16 protein-coding genes are annotated in these 16693 nt (G+C 47.1%); 13 read left to right on the top strand and 3 right to left on the bottom strand.

Annotated elements, in window-relative coordinates; translation table 11 throughout:
* Positions 1–18 precede the first annotated feature (18 nt).
* The gene (locus tag ACNI29_RS13970; RefSeq protein ID WP_419778974.1) at positions 19–864 is read left to right on the top strand and encodes a D-amino-acid transaminase; all 846 of its coding nucleotides are present in this window, start codon (positions 19–21) and stop codon (positions 862–864) included.
* 138 nt (positions 865–1002) lie between these two features.
* Positions 1003–2079, top strand: coding sequence for an ABC transporter substrate-binding protein (locus ACNI29_RS13975; RefSeq protein WP_419778975.1), 1077 nt, complete (start codon positions 1003–1005; stop codon positions 2077–2079).
* Between the two features lie 18 nt (positions 2080–2097).
* Here the strand turns inward: ACNI29_RS13975 and ACNI29_RS13980 are convergent, their stop codons facing one another.
* Positions 2098–3645, bottom strand: a complete 1548-nt coding sequence (locus ACNI29_RS13980; protein WP_419778976.1) for an NAD(P)/FAD-dependent oxidoreductase — start codon at positions 3643–3645, stop codon at positions 2098–2100.
* 201 nt (positions 3646–3846) lie between these two features.
* Here ACNI29_RS13980 and ACNI29_RS13985 point away from each other — a divergent pair, with 201 nt between their 5' ends.
* The 4 genes from ACNI29_RS13985 (at position 3847) to ACNI29_RS14000 (ending at position 6764) form a co-directional block, all read left to right on the top strand.
* Positions 3847–4449 carry a flavodoxin family protein gene (locus ACNI29_RS13985; protein WP_419778977.1) on the top strand — a complete coding sequence of 201 codons (603 nt, stop codon included), beginning with the start codon at positions 3847–3849 and terminating at the stop codon, positions 4447–4449.
* Positions 4450–4842: 393 nt separating this feature from the next.
* Positions 4843–5058 (top strand): hypothetical protein, encoded by a 216-nt coding sequence (locus ACNI29_RS13990; protein WP_419778978.1) that lies wholly within the window; start codon positions 4843–4845, stop codon positions 5056–5058.
* Positions 5059–5217: 159 nt separating this feature from the next.
* The gene (locus ACNI29_RS13995; RefSeq protein WP_419778979.1) at positions 5218–6387 is read left to right on the top strand and encodes an MFS transporter; all 1170 of its coding nucleotides are present in this window, start codon (positions 5218–5220) and stop codon (positions 6385–6387) included.
* 239 nt (positions 6388–6626) lie between these two features.
* The gene (locus ACNI29_RS14000) at positions 6627–6764 is read left to right on the top strand and encodes a hypothetical protein (RefSeq protein WP_419778980.1); all 138 of its coding nucleotides are present in this window, start codon (positions 6627–6629) and stop codon (positions 6762–6764) included.
* 85 nt (positions 6765–6849) lie between these two features.
* On the opposite strand, the gene ACNI29_RS14005 is transcribed toward ACNI29_RS14000, so the two are convergent.
* Positions 6850–9258 (bottom strand): acetate--CoA ligase family protein, encoded by a 2409-nt coding sequence (locus tag ACNI29_RS14005; protein WP_419778981.1) that lies wholly within the window; start codon positions 9256–9258, stop codon positions 6850–6852.
* Positions 9259–9619: 361 nt separating this feature from the next.
* On the opposite strand from ACNI29_RS14005, the gene ACNI29_RS14010 reads away from it, so the two are divergent.
* The 5 genes from ACNI29_RS14010 (at position 9620) to ACNI29_RS14030 (ending at position 12365) form a co-directional block, all read left to right on the top strand.
* On the top strand, positions 9620–9955 hold the full coding sequence (locus ACNI29_RS14010) for a hypothetical protein (RefSeq protein ID WP_419778982.1): 336 nt from the start codon (positions 9620–9622) through the stop codon (positions 9953–9955).
* Entirely contained in the window at positions 9952–10587 is a 636-nt protein-coding gene (locus tag ACNI29_RS14015; RefSeq protein ID WP_419778983.1) for an endoprotease, read from the top strand. Before ACNI29_RS14010 ends, ACNI29_RS14015 begins: the two co-directional genes overlap by 4 nt.
* Before the next feature lie 195 nt (positions 10588–10782).
* Positions 10783–11751, top strand: coding sequence for a major capsid protein (locus tag ACNI29_RS14020; RefSeq protein WP_419778984.1), 969 nt, complete (start codon positions 10783–10785; stop codon positions 11749–11751).
* A 16-nt stretch (positions 11752–11767) separates the two neighbouring features.
* A complete protein-coding gene (locus ACNI29_RS14025) occupies positions 11768–12160 on the top strand; it encodes a Bbp16 family capsid cement protein (RefSeq protein ID WP_419778985.1) in 393 nt (130 codons plus the stop codon).
* Positions 12161–12173: 13 nt separating this feature from the next.
* Positions 12174–12365, top strand: a complete 192-nt coding sequence (locus ACNI29_RS14030; RefSeq protein WP_419778986.1) for a hypothetical protein — start codon at positions 12174–12176, stop codon at positions 12363–12365.
* Positions 12366–12511: 146 nt separating this feature from the next.
* Here the strand turns inward: ACNI29_RS14030 and ACNI29_RS14035 are convergent, their stop codons facing one another.
* On the bottom strand, positions 12512–13420 hold the full coding sequence (locus ACNI29_RS14035; protein ID WP_419778987.1) for a universal stress protein: 909 nt from the start codon (positions 13418–13420) through the stop codon (positions 12512–12514).
* Between the two features lie 352 nt (positions 13421–13772).
* Between ACNI29_RS14035 and ACNI29_RS14040 the strand changes: the two genes are divergently transcribed.
* Positions 13773–15953 carry an ATP-binding protein gene (locus ACNI29_RS14040; RefSeq protein WP_419778988.1) on the top strand — a complete coding sequence of 727 codons (2181 nt, stop codon included), beginning with the start codon at positions 13773–13775 and terminating at the stop codon, positions 15951–15953.
* A gap of 144 nt (positions 15954–16097) precedes the next feature.
* Positions 16098–16691 carry a phage connector family protein gene (locus ACNI29_RS14045; protein ID WP_419778989.1) on the top strand — a complete coding sequence of 198 codons (594 nt, stop codon included), beginning with the start codon at positions 16098–16100 and terminating at the stop codon, positions 16689–16691.
* Positions 16692–16693 lie beyond the last annotated feature (2 nt).

Below are 16693 nucleotides of genomic sequence, written 5' to 3' on the forward strand. Positions count from 1 at the left end.
TTGGAATAAGTGAATAAAATGAGTCGTACTGTATATGTAAATGGTGCTTTCGTACCTGAAGAAGAGGCTAGAGTTTCTGTTTTTGATCGCGGTTTCCTTTTCGCGGATGCTATCTACGAAGTAACCGCTGTTGTTGACGGTAAAATTTGTGAATGGGAAGGCCATATTGCCCGCCTCGAGCGTTCCCTCAGAGAGATCGGCATGGGTATGCCCATGAGTGCTGAAGAACTTCTTGAAGTTCACCGTGAACTGGTTAAGCACAATGATCTTGAAGAAGGTGCAATCTACCTTCAGGTCAGCCGTGGAGCCATTGACCGTGACTTCGTAATGCCCGAAGGTCTGGAGCAGACTGTAGTTCTCTTTACTCAGGCGAAGAAGCTCACCGGTGAAAAGTCTGGGCTGCGGGTGATTTCCGTACCTGACATCCGCTGGGGCCGCCGTGATATCAAAACCGTACAGCTGCTCGCTGCATCCATGGTTAAGACCGAAGCCAAAAAACAGGGTAAAGATGATGCGTGGATGGTTGAAGAAGGCTTTGTTACCGAAGGTTCTTCCAATAACACCTACATCGTGACCAAGGAAGGAAAGATTATCACCCGCAACCTTTCCAATTCCATTCTTCCGGGTATCACACGTAAGTCTGTTCTTCGTCTCGCCGATGAACTCAAATTGGAAATCGAAGAGCGTCCTTTTACCGTGGAAGAAGCAAAAGAAGCTGTTGAAGCTTTTATGACTGCTGCGACTTCCTTTGTTACTCCTGTTATTGAGATTGACGGTGTAAAGCTTGGCGAGGGTACTCCCGGCCCGGTAAGCAGACGCCTCAGCGAAGTTTACATTGAAGAAAGTCGTAAGGCTTCCTGTTAAATATTTGCGCGGCTCGGGGTAGCCGGCGCGCTCCTGAACAGGTTTATCCTGTGTGCTTTGTATCTATGACGGCCCGTTTCATATGAAACGGGCCGTCTGTTTTTATAGCTGATTGAGTACTATTGGGCTGGATTATTGTTGGTTGTAATATATGCTGTAACTATGTTATTAGTATGCACTATGCGTATTATGATGGATATTTTATCAATGTTTCAGAAGGGCGCTGCGTTTGTAGTGTTGCCGGTAATGCTTTTTGTTGTTCTTTGTTTGGGGTCTGTTGCATATGCCCTAGATAATAAAGTGGTTGTAATTAATAGTTATAATAAAGACTTCAGTTGGGTGGAAACGCATAATGGCATTATTAAAAGAGGCCTGAAAGGTAAGGCGGATTTGGCTTTCCATTATCTCGATTTTAAACGGCTTGATGCGAAAGAGTCCGAGCGCAGGGTTTTAGCTGCCAAAGTGGCAATTGAACGGGAAAGGCCCGATGTTGTGGTTGTTAGTGATGATTTTGCTTTAAAATCCTTGGGGCAGTTTCTAGTTGATCGTGATATTCCGGTTGTCTTTCTGGGAATAAACGGTAATGCCCGTAAGTATGTGGATAACAGACGTAAAATTACCGGTGTATTTGAGCGTCCTTTAGTAAAAAGATCGGTGGCCTACTTGAAAGAGATAATCGGTGCCGGGAAGCTTCTTGTACTGTTTGATGACAGTTTAACTACCGGAGTTTTTGTTCGTGAGTCGTTGCAAGGTGAAATGCATTTGAATGTAGCCGGAGCACATGCTGATATCGTGCTGGCTAAGACTTTTGATGAATGGAAGGATAATGTAAGGACTGCCAAGGTAAAGGGCTATTCATGCATCGTTGTCGGTACATATCATATATTCAAGGATGATCAGGGACAGCATCTTCCTTGGACAGACATTCTGAAGTGGACATCAAGTAATTCTCTCGTGCCTGTCTTTGGCTTGTGGGATTTTTCCGTCGGCGAAGGCAAGGCTGTGGGCGGCTATGTGCTTTCCGGTGTTGAGCAGGGGCGCGAGGCCCTGAAAATAGTAAAGCGAATTCTATCCGGCGAAAAGATCGAAAACATTCAACCTGTTATCGGGAAGAAAGGCCAGCTTCTATTCAGCGGTCCTGAAATGAAGCGTTGGGGGATTGAGATCCCCCCAGCATTAAGGCACAAGGGTTTTTTGGTTAAGGTGATCCGTTAGGTCTTGAGTTTATTTATTTTATCCTATTGTCTTTGCGGCAGCTAGTGCGCACTTCTCTCCATCCATGGCTGCGGATATGATCCCGCCTGCATAGCCTGCTCCTTCTCCACATGGGAATAGTCCTTTGATCTGAACATGTTCCAATGTTTCGCGGTCTCGTGGGATGCGGACCGGGGAACTGGTGCGCGATTCCACTGCCAGCACCTTGGCTTCATTTGAGTCAAATCCTTTAAATTTTTTACCCAGTGTCTTCAGTCCGCTGCGTAGTGCTTCGGACTGGAGAAAGGGCAGCAGTTCGTGTACCGGGGCACTGTATGTGCCGGGGATGTATGAAGTTTTTGGGATGGATTTCGAAACCTTTCCGTTGATGAAGTCGCTAACCAGCTGTGCTGGAGCCTGTTGTGTTTTGCCATCTCCGGCGGCGAACATCCTTTTTTCTGCTGCAGCCTGATATTCCAATGCGCAGAGCGGGGTGGATTGGTTTTCAAGATCTTCAAGTTTAACTTCTGCGACCAGCCCGGCATTGGCAAAGGGGGCGTTGCGCGCGGCAAGGCTCATTCCGTTTAAGACCAGTTCGCCCGGAGCTGTGGAGGCTGGAACAATATAGCCGCCGGGGCACATGCAAAATGAGAAAACACCGCGTCCCATGGCCTGAGTAGATATACGGTAGCTTGCCGCAGGCAGGTTTTCATGGCGCGGTGACTGGTGATAGAAAATTTTATCTATCAGTGGCTGAGGGTGTTCTATGCGTACACCCAGCGCGAAAGGCTTGGCTTCGATTCTAATGTCCTGATCATTTAGAGCATGAAAGATATCTCTTGCGGAATGACCGGTGGCGAGAATAACTGCATCAGCTTTTATTTTAGAGCCTCCTGCGACCACTCCGGTCATGCGGCCTCCATCAAGAATGAAAGAGTCCACGCGGGTGTTGAAATGGATTTCCCCGCCACAGGAAATGATATCATCGCGCATTTTGCTGACTATGCGCGGCAGGATATTGGAACCAAGGTGGGGATGGGCGTCGATGCGGATATCGCCGGGAGCACCGTTTGCAATCAGCAGGTCGAGAATTCGGCCCACGTTGCCGCGTTTGGTGGCACGGGTATAGAGCTTGCCGTCGGAGTAGGTTCCTGCTCCGCCTTCGCCGAAGCAGTAGTTCGAGTCGGGATTGATCAGCCCTTCGGTGTAGATCTTTTTCAGGTCCTTGCGGCGGTCGTTTACAGTTCGGCCCCGCTCAATAATGATCGGCTTGATCCCTTGTTCGAGCAGGGTCAGGGCCGCAAAATATCCGGCAGGTCCCGCTCCGGCAATAACAACCTGCTTACCATTCAGCGGCTGCGGGGTGAAGATTGATTCACTGGGTTCGACTGTTTCCGGGTCACCGATGGCAACCTGCAATACAAAGTGCGGCTTGCGGGAACGGGCGTCGATGGAGCGGCGCAGTACGCGGGTGGAAATATTATTGTCATCCGGCAGTCCGGCGGCTTTCAATGCCTCGAGTCGGATTGCGGAAGGAGTGTTGATTTGTCCGGGATTGATTTTAATCTGTACTTTGATCTGCTTCATGACGACGCCCTCATTAATTTAAAAGTCCGCCTACCTCTACTGACTGGCCCGCTAAAGTCAATGTAAAAATGCTGCCCAGTGGCGGTATGTTCTTTCATGCTTTTATATGATTGCAAGTTAGTGATTCTTAGCTAGGAGTTAGCCTGCTTGAACATAATTGAAGATCTTTATGTTTGTACATACACATTTAAGGAGGGCTAAATGAAAGTAATAGTCATCAACGGAAGCGGCAGGAAAAAGGGCAATTCTCATACTATTGTCAAAGCTTTGTGCGATAATTTGTCGCAGGATGCAGAAGTAAAAATACATGAATTGCCGGGAATGAAATATTCGGGCTGCATAGGTTGCATGTCATGTAAAGGAAAAGCCGAGCGTTGTGTAATCATGGATGACCTCACTCCTGTTTATGAAGAAATACACGAAAGTGATGTTGTTGTTCTGTCCAGTCCTGTATATTTTGGTGACGTAAATGGACAGGTAAAGCTGTTCATTGACCGTCTCTACCACCTTTTCACTCCAGATTTTCATGAAGCATTTGATCATGACGAAGCCGAAGGAGAAAACAAACGCTACTCCCGTCTCAAGGAAGGGGTTAAGCTCGTTTTCGTAATTTCTCAGGGGGCCGTTCAGGAAGACATGTATGCCGATATTGCGCAGCGTTATTCCACGTTTTTTAAGTTTCTCGGTTTTTCAGAGGTTCATTCCATCCGTGGACTTGGCGATCCTGTTGCTTTTCCCGAAGCCAACCGGATGGAAGAAGCTTTGCAACAGGCTCGTGAACTGGGTGGAATGTTGAGCAAATAGTTAGGTAGTTTTTTGTAAAAATCCAACAATTCCGAATTTTATGGATTCGTTTCAGGCGCAGGCCTGCTGATGGGCATGGAGCTTGTTAGATATTATGCCTAAACATGTTCGTACTCCTTATGAACAAGGCGGGCGGGTTCGCATCCCGCCTGTGTTAAAAAAATAACAATAGAGCTGATGCCTTATGGATTTACGAGCCGCCACCATATCTGTGGCGGCTTTTCTTATGGTTTTTGACTGTGCAAAACGTATTTTTGAATGGTGAAATTTGGGTATTGTGAAAATATGCTTAAAGTTTGTTTAAATGTGAAAAAAAGAATTATTCAAAAACTGTTGACGAGGTGCTTTTTAGGCGTATGCTTCTTTTAAAGTCTTTCAAAAAGGAGTAAAGAGGTGGCTTTAGAATTATACTTCACACTTAGTCTATTGTTTTTTGTTTCTGTAAGTGCTGTAGCTGAAGCAGAACAGTATGTAGAAGATAGTTTTCTTTCAAAATCTAAAGTGATTGATGGTGTATTAGTTTTTTTAAAGAAGAAGTTTTCTAAAATTTATCGTAATGATGATGAGTTTTACTGTTTCTTTAAAAAAGATGCATTCGATATTGGCTAGTTTGGTTTGAATCTGCTTCATATCAAACTCAAAAACCCCGCTCCATTTCGGAGCGGGGTTTTTGTTTGTGCTGCATAATTCTTGGTTTGCGACACAATGATAAATATTGTAATTGTGTTGCTTGTTTAGCAGCCAAGTCTTGGCAAGGATGGAAAGCAGATGGCTAATATTATTAAAATTCAAGTGGTCGTTTTTGCGCTGGTTGCAGCCTCTTTCACTAATATTTACCTCCCTCAACCTGTTCTGCCAATTCTGCAGTCGGAATTTCAGATCAGTCCGGTACAGGCTTCCTTTTCAGTTTCTTTCGTAATTCTGGGCATCGTTTTGTCCAATCTCTTTTTTGGATATCTCTCTGACCGTTATCCGGTTAAGCCGATAATTCTGGCGGGGGGAGTGTTTGTAGCCGCGGGCGGTTTTATCTGCTCCGTGACCCACAGTTACAGTGTGCTGGTTGCTTGCAGGCTGCTGCAAGGTCTTTTCATTCCGGCCTTAACGACCAGTATTGCCGCTTGGCTGTCGCGCTCATTGCCTGCCGAGCGGTTGAGCAGTGTCATGGGGGCCTATGTCTCTGCTACTATTTTCGGTGGGCTGGGGGGACGGTTGCTCGGTGGGTGGATTCATCCGCCGCTGCATTGGCGATATGCTTTTGTAACCGCGGCAGTATTTGTTCTGGTGACGGTTGTCATGGCCATGGTTGTTTTGCCTGCAAGTGGCAAGGATGAAATAGCCGCAGCACGCACCAGCAACGGCAAGGAGACTTACGCTTCGTTGTTGCGTAAAAAGGAGTTGCTGTTGATTTATGCTTGCGGAGCCGGGAGTCTGCTCATTTTTTCACCGGTTTTTAATTACCTGCCATACAGGCTTTCAAGTACGCCGTTCAATCTAGCTACCGAGACAATCACCCTTGTTTATCTTGTATATGTTCTCGGTATTTTTTTGGGACCCTTGGCTGGAAAGCTCAGCAGTAGAGTCGGGGGCGGAGTTATGCTGCTCTTTAGTTCTATTCTTTTAGGGTTGTCCTTGTTGTTGCTTTTGCTTCCTTCGATGCTGGCAGTCATTATCGGATTGCTTGGGGTTTGTGCCGGTTTTTTTACTTTGCACACGGTTGCAGTGGTCCTCCTGAATCGAAAATTGACTTGTAGTCATGGTAAAGCGAATGCCCTTTACGTTTTGTTTTATTACACCGGAGGCTGGCTGGGGCTGACCGGGGCCGGGTTCGCTTATGAGTATGCTGACTGGAGAGGCGTGATCGTATTTTTGGCCACCTTTTTAGTTGTGCCACTTAGTGCGGGAGTCTTCGAGCATAGGGTTGAACTGCGCAACAAGTAATGTCTTATGGTTTTGTATCGATGTTATTTTAAGAAAAACTGAATTTGTGATCAGTTTTGTTAATGGCTTAATTTAAGGTTTTCTTCGCAATAAGTGGATAGCGGTATAAATGTGAAAAAAAGAATTAATCGAATCTCATTGACGAGGTACTTTTTCTGCGTACACTAAACTTAAGTTCTTGAAAAAAGAATACGAAAAATGACTTTCTTATTGTATTTTAAGTTGCAGGAGTGATTTTTATGTTTATGTGCTGGTTGTGTGGAATTGCAAGGATTGTAGAAGATGTTTTTTTTGCTAATGCTGAAAAAGCATGCGTTGTTGTGGAAAGACCCAGCCGTGAAGATAAACTAAACAATCGCTACAACGACAAATATTAAAATATTTAAGTAGTCAGTCCTCCTAGAAAGTGCGGGCCGTGGTTTATGTAAACCGCGGCCCTTTCTTTATTTTGCGTAGTTCCAACTAGTCACACCCGCTGGTTAGCTGAATTCCTTCAGCGCGCATGCGGGCTTTGGAATAAAGGGCTATGGCGGCAACTGCGCGGTCGCATACCGGGAAGACCGGAACCCCGTTAGCCAGCAGTTTGTCTCGTAGGGGATCGTAGAGTCTTCCCCCGTCCACAACGGCCAGAATCGGTTTGTCGCTGTTTTGGACAATGTCTATCAGCAGATTGCCGATAGCATTTTCATCATCCATGGAAAAGGCAGGAATTGTCGGCTCTGCCAAGGTATGCATGGAAGGCGATAGCGGGTCTAATCCGATTACAATGGAATCAACAGCCGGGTCATTTACCAGTATCTCGGCCATTGCGGTGTGGGTGCGGTCATTCGAACCGGGGGTGAGATCCAAGGGGTTCTGAATAGTTACCAGTGACTTCAGCCTGTTTTTCTCAAGTATGTTATCAATTTTTTCTACAGATTCTGCACTGAATTTTGCCAGCTCAATGTCGTAGTCATCCGACTGGATGGAGTCAGCCATACCTACTGCTTCAAATCCGGCTCCGCTCACAGCGGCCAGCCTATCGCCGCAAATCCTTTTGCCGTTCAGTTTTTCAGCCAGCATGAACAGGTCCTGAAATTCCTGAAAAGTACGGGCGACAATTGCTCCGGCCTGCTGCACGCAGCTTTCGCAAACCATGTAGTCTCCGGCAAGGGAGGCTGTGTGCCCGCTGGTGGCTGTCTTGCCTTCAGGGGTCCGTCCGGCTTTGTAGAAAACAACTTCTTTGCCGTTCATGATTGCCTGGCGCACAGCTCGGCAAAACTCCAGCCCGTCAAGGTCATTGAATCCTTCAGCATAGACAGCGATTACATCCACTTCAGGAGAGTCCTTAAAATAATGGACCATGTCCCCAAGTGTCAGGTCAGTCTGGTTGCCCATGGAAATCATGTAGGCCGGGTCGAGTTCCGGGCACTGGCTGGTCCTGAAAACCATGAACGCTCCGCTCTGGCTTATCAGGGCAGAACGCTGATATTTGCTGTTGCGGTCCTTGGGCAGTTTTTCGTCAGGTATGAACCATGTGTCGTATCCGCCGGGCCGGGAGATTACGCCCATGCAGTTGGCACCAATGAATACGGGACCACCGCCGTCTTCAGCATGTTTTTTATTGATGCGGGCGATGATCTGCTCTGCGCGTTCTTTGCTTTCCTCTGTTTCACCCATGCCGCCGGGGATGAGCATGACGCTTTTGGCTGCGTCAAGCTCGATGATCTGGTCAACCAGATCAGGAACGTGCTGCGCCGCGATGGCGACTACAAAGAGATCCAGTTGTTCCTGAAGCGCATCAAGATCCGGAATGCAGCGTACTCCTTCCACTTCTTCGCATCCGTCGCGGATAATGACGACGTCTTCCTTGGCATATCCGGCGGCAATAACATTATCGAGGATGATGCGTCCGAAGTTGCGGCGGGTGGAGGATACTCCGATAATACCAATCTTCTTCGGGTGGAGCAGATTGTGGATTTTTTTGACCGGGCGTCCCTGCGGTTTCTGTCCGGTTCTGGAAAACCGGCACATGCCGTCCAGCGGAACCATCAGATATTCAGTGAACGCAAAGGGGTTGATTTCCAGTTCATCAATGACGAATCCGCTATCTTTGTTTGACGGTGAAAAATATTTGCCCATCTCAATGAATGAATCGAAGCATTCGATGAGCTGCTCATCTGTGACTATGCGGCGTTGTCCACGGGTCAGTCCGGCCAGTTTCTTGTAAGAAATGGTGTTCTTGAACAGCTGGAAAAAGGAATGTCCGTCGACCATGTCCACAGATGCGGCAACGATGGCTTGCCCTTTGCGAAACCGTTCAGCGTAAAGTTCGGTATCGGTTCCGCCCAGTCCGGCACTTATGACGGTTCCGAATTCACGGGTTCGCCTTAATCCTACGATAAGCTCATTGCCGAAGGAATCCGAATCCGGGGGCATGAACTGGACCTGCAACACACCTTTGAGGTCGCGGCTGATTGCTTTAACCAGTGCTTCCCCGTGCAGTCCTTTGTATTCCTCTGGACCGTGTTCCGGGTTACGCTCAATATAAGCGGCGTAATTTTCCGGCACTTCATACATCATGGCACGTACAGCAGAGCGGATTTTTGCCGGTTCCTTTTTTACAATGCGGACACCGCCAACTTCTGTTTTATGGATAATAGTCGGCGAAACAATCTTCAGCACTGCTTTGTCTCCGGGAAGCGAGGTCAGTTCTTCGTCTGAAAAACGTGCGCCGCGCGGCAGCAGGATGGAAGCCGGGGGAGTTTCCGCGCCGGAGTTTGCCAGCAGGTTGTATACTTCATATTCATATAAATAGTCGCGCCCTTCATTGTCAGCATTGCTGAACAGGGTGCTGATAGCCTCAAAGCTGATTTCATTTTCAATAAACATGCATACTCGCTTTTGATGAATTTGGTGTCTGGGCGTTATATGCCACATCTTAGTCAAAATGCACAAGGCGGAGTTCTTCTGCGGATATTGGTATCTGCGATATATTAACCGTAATTTACGTTGGCAGACTATAATTATCGAGTCTCTTAGTACGCATTAAGCGGTAATTATATAAAAGAGTGCAGGGCGGACCTGAGTCTTATGACTCAGGTCCGCCCTGCTGCATATTATGTATTTCGAAGGGGGCGGAAGAGCTTACTGAAACAGGTGCAAAAGACGTTGAATCGTAACCACGCAATGTTTTAGCCATGACTTTTGAACTCTCTTCGGTCGTACCGCCAAATGTAAGGAGGTTATTTATATGGCAATGGACTCCGTTCTTCTTGAGGATGAAAAGCGGGAGGCTGAAAAGGTCCGTGAAGAACAGCGCAGGATAAATGAGCAGTTTCTCTCCGATGTACGGGCCACATTCAACACCCCGCACGGCAAAAGGTTTTTTACCTTTTTATTGGAGCAGGGAGGAGTGAACGCTCCTTTGTTTTCAAGGGAGCATGAGATGTGCCGCAATGTGGCTGTGCATGATTTTGTGATTGAAAATGTTCTCGCCCCGGTGATCAGCGCAGATGAGGAGATTTACCTTTCCATCATCCGTGAGCGGGCGGAAAAAATGAGGCTGGAAGAGGAGGAAGGTAAATGATGGATTTTCCAATCGGTGACAGGCAGTCGGATCATTGCGCCGCACAGGCCGGGATGGGGGATGAATTACCCGAAGCTGTGCTTGGCGGGGACAATTGGTCTCAGGAGAGTGGCACCGAAGGGCACGGAGGGCCTGTGCTCGCGGAAGCAGAGCAGTTGACTGACATTCCGGTTCCCCAAGCACCCGAAGCGTATGAACTTGATTACGGCTTGCCGGAAGGTGTTGATCCTCATGTGGACCGTCAATTCAGGCAGTTTGCCCATGAGAATGGTGTCAGCGGTGAAATGGCGCAGAAGCTGGTTGATTTTCATAACAATCTTGAGGCGGCTCGCTATCAGGACCACCAGACCCAGACCGGGGAATGGGAGCGTCAGACACGCGCCATGCCCGGTTGGCACGGCAACAACTACCGCAAGAACATGGGGGTAGCTAATAAGGCTTTGCAGGCTTTTGCTTCCCCTGCACTGGCGAAGATGATCAGGGAATCCGGCTATGCCTGTCATCCCGAAGTCGTTAAAACTTTTTACAACGTAGGCAGGCGGCTCACAGAAGATTCATACGTTGACAGCAGCAGGAACACTGGCCGCAAGAAAACAATCGGCGAGATTTTATATCCCAACCAACCTATTTAACGTTAATGGGCCATGCGCTTGATCTATCTCTTTCAAAGACGGTTTTTAAAGAATAGACGGCGAAGACCTATTAAAAGATTTTAAGGCTCCGGCTGGGGCCCCGAAGGGCCTCCGGCGACAAAATACCAGAACGCTTGAAGCGTCATTAAATTCAGAGCTCCCAAGAGGGCCGAATCTCTACAAGGAGAGTTAATTATGGCAACTCTTGGAATGAACGCACTTACCCTTTCTGACTGGGGCGGTCGCCTTGATCCTACCGGTAAAGTAGCTGAGATAACAGAAGTGCTGGCCAGCACAAATGAAATTCTTGATGACGCAGCATGGGTTGAAGGCAACCTGCCTACCGGACACCGCACTACTGTTCGTGCCGACCTGCCCGCTGTGAGCTGGCGTAAGCTTAACTACGGCATCAAGCCCAGTAAGTCCCGCACCAAGCAGATTGACGATACCTGCGGCATGCTGGAATCCTATGCTGAAATGGATAAGGCTCTTTCCGATCTCAACGGTTTCTCTTCCAATTTCCGAACCTCTGAGGAACGTGCTTTCCTTGAAGCTATGAACAAGGAGTTCGCCGATACTTTCGTCTACGGCGATACCGCACTGGAGCCGGAGAAATTCCTTGGTCTTGCCCCTCGTTTCAATTCCCTTGAGCACAAGAACGTCATCAACTTCGGCGGCGCAGGCGACAACTGCACTTCCATCTGGGTTGTCTGCTGGTCTGATCAGACCGTACATTTTACCTTTCCCCGTGGCAGTTCCAACGGCCTGAGTCACAAGGATCTTGGTGAAGTTACCCTCGAAGACGGCAGCGGCGGTAAATATCAGGGACTGCGCACCCACTATAAATGGACTCCGGGGCTGGTTGTCCGCGACTGGCGTTACGTGGTGCGTATCGCATCAATTGATCCCGAGAACCTTGGCGCAAATTCCCTGCGTCATGCTCTGATCGAAGGTCTGAACATGATCCCCAATACGAACATGGGCAGAACTGCTATCTACTGCAACCAGACCGTGAAAACCCTGCTCGATATCGAAGCCTCCGACAAGAATAACGTCATGCTCAAGACCGAGAACTGGGAAGGTAAGCCGGTAACAACATTCTGGGGCTGTCCTGTTCGCCGTGTGGATTCCATCCTCAATACTGAAACAGCTGTTACTGTTTAATTAAAAGGAGAAAAAAATGTATCTCGATAAAGAACTTTGTTTTTGTGAAGAACAGGCTGTTACTGCCAGCGCGGTTTCCCAGAATGTGATCTATGCCGGGGAAGACTGCGGTTCCGGTGGTAATGTTAAGCTGAAGGTGCTGGTGGACGGCGCGGACTTTGCTTCCCTGACCAGCATGCGTGTGGGTGTTCAGGCTTCCGGGACTGAAGATTTCATCCTCTTCGATACCCTTTTCGAATCCGGCTCCATTCCTGTTGCCGAATTGAAACAGGGCTACAGCTTCCCGCTGCCTTCACTGCCCGTGAAACATAAAGGTTACCTCAGGCTTTCCTTCACTGTGACCGGCAGTAATGCCAGCGCGGGTAAAGTCAGCGGCTACCTGATCATGGACGATCAGACCAACATCTAAGGCAGGTAGTGAAATGAAATATATCTGCAAAAAAGATTGCTATGTGAGAAATCCTCAGGGCAGGTTCCAGCATTTCAAGGAAGGAACGGTCGTTGATTACGCCGCATCTGTTGAAGTGTCGGAACATTTCGAGGCTGTGAATGGAACAAAAACTAAGAATGTTGAAAAGAAAACAGCTGCGCGCGGCAGAAAACAGGTGAGTTAGGGTAGATAATCAATCTTTATTTTTGATAGTCGGTTAAAAGAACTGGTACTCCGGTATTTAAAGACCCCGGTCCTTGAGGATCGGGGTCTTCTCTTTTGTGCTGGGGGAGTTTTGTATATGACTTGGATCTGTTGATGGCAGGAGGGCTATTTTACCGGAGAGACGAACCCGGCTGGTTTGATTGCCAGAAGTGATTCCGTGAGTGTTCCGGCTATTTTCTCCGCGGTGTTCCCGATCAGCAGTCCTGCAATGCCGGAGCGGGCAACGCTTCCCATTACGACAATATCCATTTTTTTCTCTAAAGCGTATTTGGGAATCAGAATGCCCGGATCACCGTGCTTGATAATTCGGCGTGGCTCTTTTTCATATGATACTGATTCAATGATATCGCTGAATGCAGTCTCACTGCTGTCTTTTTCATAGGCCAGATAGTTGTCCACTTCTGAATCTGAAAAATAGGGATTGGAGGTTACGCCTTCAAGGTAGCCTTTCCAGCAGTGCATGATGTGCAGTTTGCCTCCGAGAATGCGATTCAGCATTGACGCGTGTTTAAGTATATTCTGGTTTAGGGCTATGTTTTCCGGAGAACTGTCAAAAGGTCCGATGGCTGCGAGTATTCTTACAGCACCCCGCCAAAGATGTCCGTGATGTACCCAGACCGGGCAGGGACATTTGCGTAGCAGGTGCATAACAGTGCTGTTTGGGGATTGGTTCTGTTCGGCTGGAGGGCAGATGACCAGATCATATTTTTCTTCATTAACAGATTTGATGCATTCGATAAAATCCTTGCCCCATCTTATGGAAAATTTGATGTCATCAGCATTGAGTTGTGCTTTTTCCAGTTCTTCTTTTAATTTGGCGTTGTGACCGTCAATGATATATTTTTGCAGGTCCTTGCCGTGATTCTTGAAGTAGTCCAATACAGATTTTTTGGGCTCATCAAAAACATTAAGAACGTCAAGGGTTGCTCCGCATTTACTTGCAAAATCAAGAGAGTGTTTGACAAGTGAAGTATCTATGGTGGACCCGAGGTGAAGGAGTATTTTTTTAGTCATTTAGTCCTCTGTTTTTGAGTCTTCTTTTTCAATTGGTATGTAATCTATGCAGTATCTTAACAGTTAACATTAATAAATAACAGGGGGCTGAATTATAAATTTGAAGAAACAGACGTGGCGGATCTTCATGTTGTTAGTTAAGCCGTTCCTAAGTGGCCGGGAGATATCATTGAAAGTGGATTTGGGATTGGAACTATGTTATTCAAGCATTATGTCGAAAGAATTATATAAAAATAAGAGTACTAAGTTTGTACACGGTGTTGTGTTTTTCCTGCTGCTTCTATTTTTGTCTTTTCCGGCTAAAGCAGATGATGTTCGGCATGTGCTTGTTCTTCATTCATACCATTCCGGTATGTCTTGGGTATCAAATATTGAAAAAGGAATCCGCGATACCCTCCTTGTCCCCCCCTATAAAGATCTTGTGCTTCATATTGAGTACATGGATAGCAAACGTAACCATTCTGCGGAGCATTACGCACGGATAAAGGATTTATTGAAATCAAAATTTGATACAATAGATCTGTCGCTTATTCTGTCCTCTGACAATAACGCTTTTGATTTTTTAGTGCGCAATCGTGATGAATTATTTCCAGAGGTTCCTGTTGTCTTTTGCGGAGTTAACAATTTTTCCAATAGTCAACTGGATGGTGTGAGTGATTTTACAGGGGTGGCTGAAATAATGTCCTCTCGTGATACCGTGGCGGAAATTCTACACCAGCTGCCTGATACAAAACATATCTACGTCATAAATGATTACCTGAAAACCGGACGAGCCTGGGAAGCGACTTTACGCAGAAACCTTGCGCCTTTTGGCGGAAGTATTGACCTTGAGTATAATGAAAATCTCAGCATTGAGCAGTTGCGTGATAAAATTCAGTCCATGAAAAAGGGTAGTGTTGTCTTGCTGGGTGTTTACTTCTCTGACCGGGATGGAGTGTATATTACGTATGAAAAACTAGGCAGTTTGTTGACCCAGAACAGCCCGGTTCCTGTTTATTGCCTGCTTCGTTTTAACCTCCGTGATGGGGTCGTCGGTGGTAAGGTTATTAGTGGATATCATCAGGGTGTAATGATGAGTGAAGTCGCCCGTAGGATTCTTGCCGGGGAGAATGCTGGTGAGATCCCGGTGGCAAAAGTCGGTTCAAATGTCTTTATGTATGATTGGCAGGCTCTTGATAAATACGGTATTCCTGTAGACCGTCTTCCTGAAGAAAGTGTTGTTTTAAATGAGCCCTTTTCTTTTTATAACGAATACTTATATCTGGTCTGGAGCACTATTGTAGTCTTTGTCGCGATGGTGTCCCTGGTTCTCGTGCTGGGGAAAAATATTGTGACCCTGCGTAAGGTGCGGAGTGAACTCCAGCATTCAGAACTGAAGTATCGGTCTATATTTGATAACGCTCAGGAAGGTATATACCAGACCAGTATTGAAGGGAGGGTGCTTGCTGTCAATGACGCTTTTGCTGCTATTTTTGGCTATGCTTCAAGGGAAGAAGTCGTTGATACTTTGGATAATGTCGCCACAAAGCTTTACCATAATGAATCTGACCGTGAAATTTTTCTTGAAGCCTTGCGGACCGAAGGCAGGCTTTCTGGGTTTGAAGTGAAGATGAAGCGGAAGAACGGTGAAGTCGTCTGGATCACCATGAATGCCCGCAAGACTCAGGATCAGGATGGAAACGTAATTTTTGAAGGTTCAGTTGTTGATATTACCAGCCGCAAACATAATGAGCTACGTATCATTCAGTCAGAAAAAATGATGTCCGTCGGCGGTCTTGCTGCGGGAATGGCCCATGAGATCAATAATCCTCTCGCGGTTATTATCAGTTCTGTGCAGAACCTGCAGCGGAGGTTAACCCGTGAAACTTCCCGTAATGTAAAGATTGCTGAAGAATGTGGTGTGCCTTATTCCGCAATAATGGAATACATTGAGCGCAGTAGTTGCTCAAAGCTTATGACCGGGATGTATGAAGCGGGCATGCGGGCCGCGACTATCGTTCGTGGGATGCTTAGTTTCAGCCGCAAAAGTGATTCGGAATTTGTTCCGCATGATCTAGGTGATTTAATGAGAAGTGCATTGAGTTTGGTCGTGAATGATTATGATTTCAGACGTAATTATGATTTCAGAAAGATCAAGATAGTTGACGATTTTGACGCTGAGGATTTGACTGTTGCCTGTGACGGAACTGAAATTCAGCAGGTTTTTTTGAATCTGTTGAAGAATGGCGCAGAAGCTATGGGTGAAAAGAAATACCATGAAGGTGAGGTCCCCTGTTTTGTCCTTCGTGGATATAGGCTTGGTGACCTTGCTGTTATGGAGATCGAAGATAATGGTCCCGGTATGGATGAAGAGGTTCGCAATCGTATAATGGAGCCTTTTTTTACCACTAAATCTGCAAACAGAGGGACCGGGCTGGGACTTTCCATTTCATATTTTATAGTAACCGACCGGCATCATGGTGTCATGGAAGTCTTTTCCGAGCCGGGGAAGGGGACACGTTTTTCAGTAAAACTTCCTCTATACGAATCATAGTTTTATACAAAATCCGGTTTAGATTTATGCTTTTTCCGTAAGGGCGGACCCGAGTCAACTGACTCAGGTCCGCCCTTGTATTTATCCTGACTATGTAAAGGAGGACGGAATTAATCGTATCTTCCAAATAAATCAGGAGAAATAATGGCTGTTTCAGAAGTTAAAATCTGCAACCTCGCCTTGCGAAAACTGGGGGCGAGACTCATTGAATCATTAAGTGATACCTCGCAGGAGGCAGTGACCTGCAACCTTTTTTATGAGCAGGTCCGGGATGCTGTATTGCGTGAGCATCCGTGGAATTTCGCAGCATCACGAATAAGGCTGGCTAAGTTGGCAGAAAAACCGGCCTTCGGCTATGCGTATCAATACCAGATACCCGCTGATTGTTTACACCTGCGCCAGTTAAACACCCCTGACGACGATTTTGTGGTTGAGGGAGACAAAATCCTTACTGACCGGGACAGTGCTTCAGCGGTGTACACCATGAAAGTCAGCAATCCGGTTTTGTTCGATCCTGCTTTTGTGATGGCTTTTGCGGCCCGTCTGGCAGCAGAAATGGCTGATGACATCACCGGATCGACATCCAAAGCCCGCGAGATGTGGACGTTGTATCTCAACGCCATGCAGTCCGCCCGTCTGGCAGATTCAGCGGAAGGACGTGAGGATAATATCCTCAATGATCCGTGGCTGGAAGCAAGGGGAATTCATGGCATGGATTCTCCGCTTTGGAGGGTGTAGGC

It is taken from the genome of Maridesulfovibrio spiralis (SeqCode) (genome assembly GCF_048571135.1).
Lineage (GTDB): Bacteria > Desulfobacterota > Desulfovibrionia > Desulfovibrionales > Desulfovibrionaceae > Maridesulfovibrio > Maridesulfovibrio spiralis.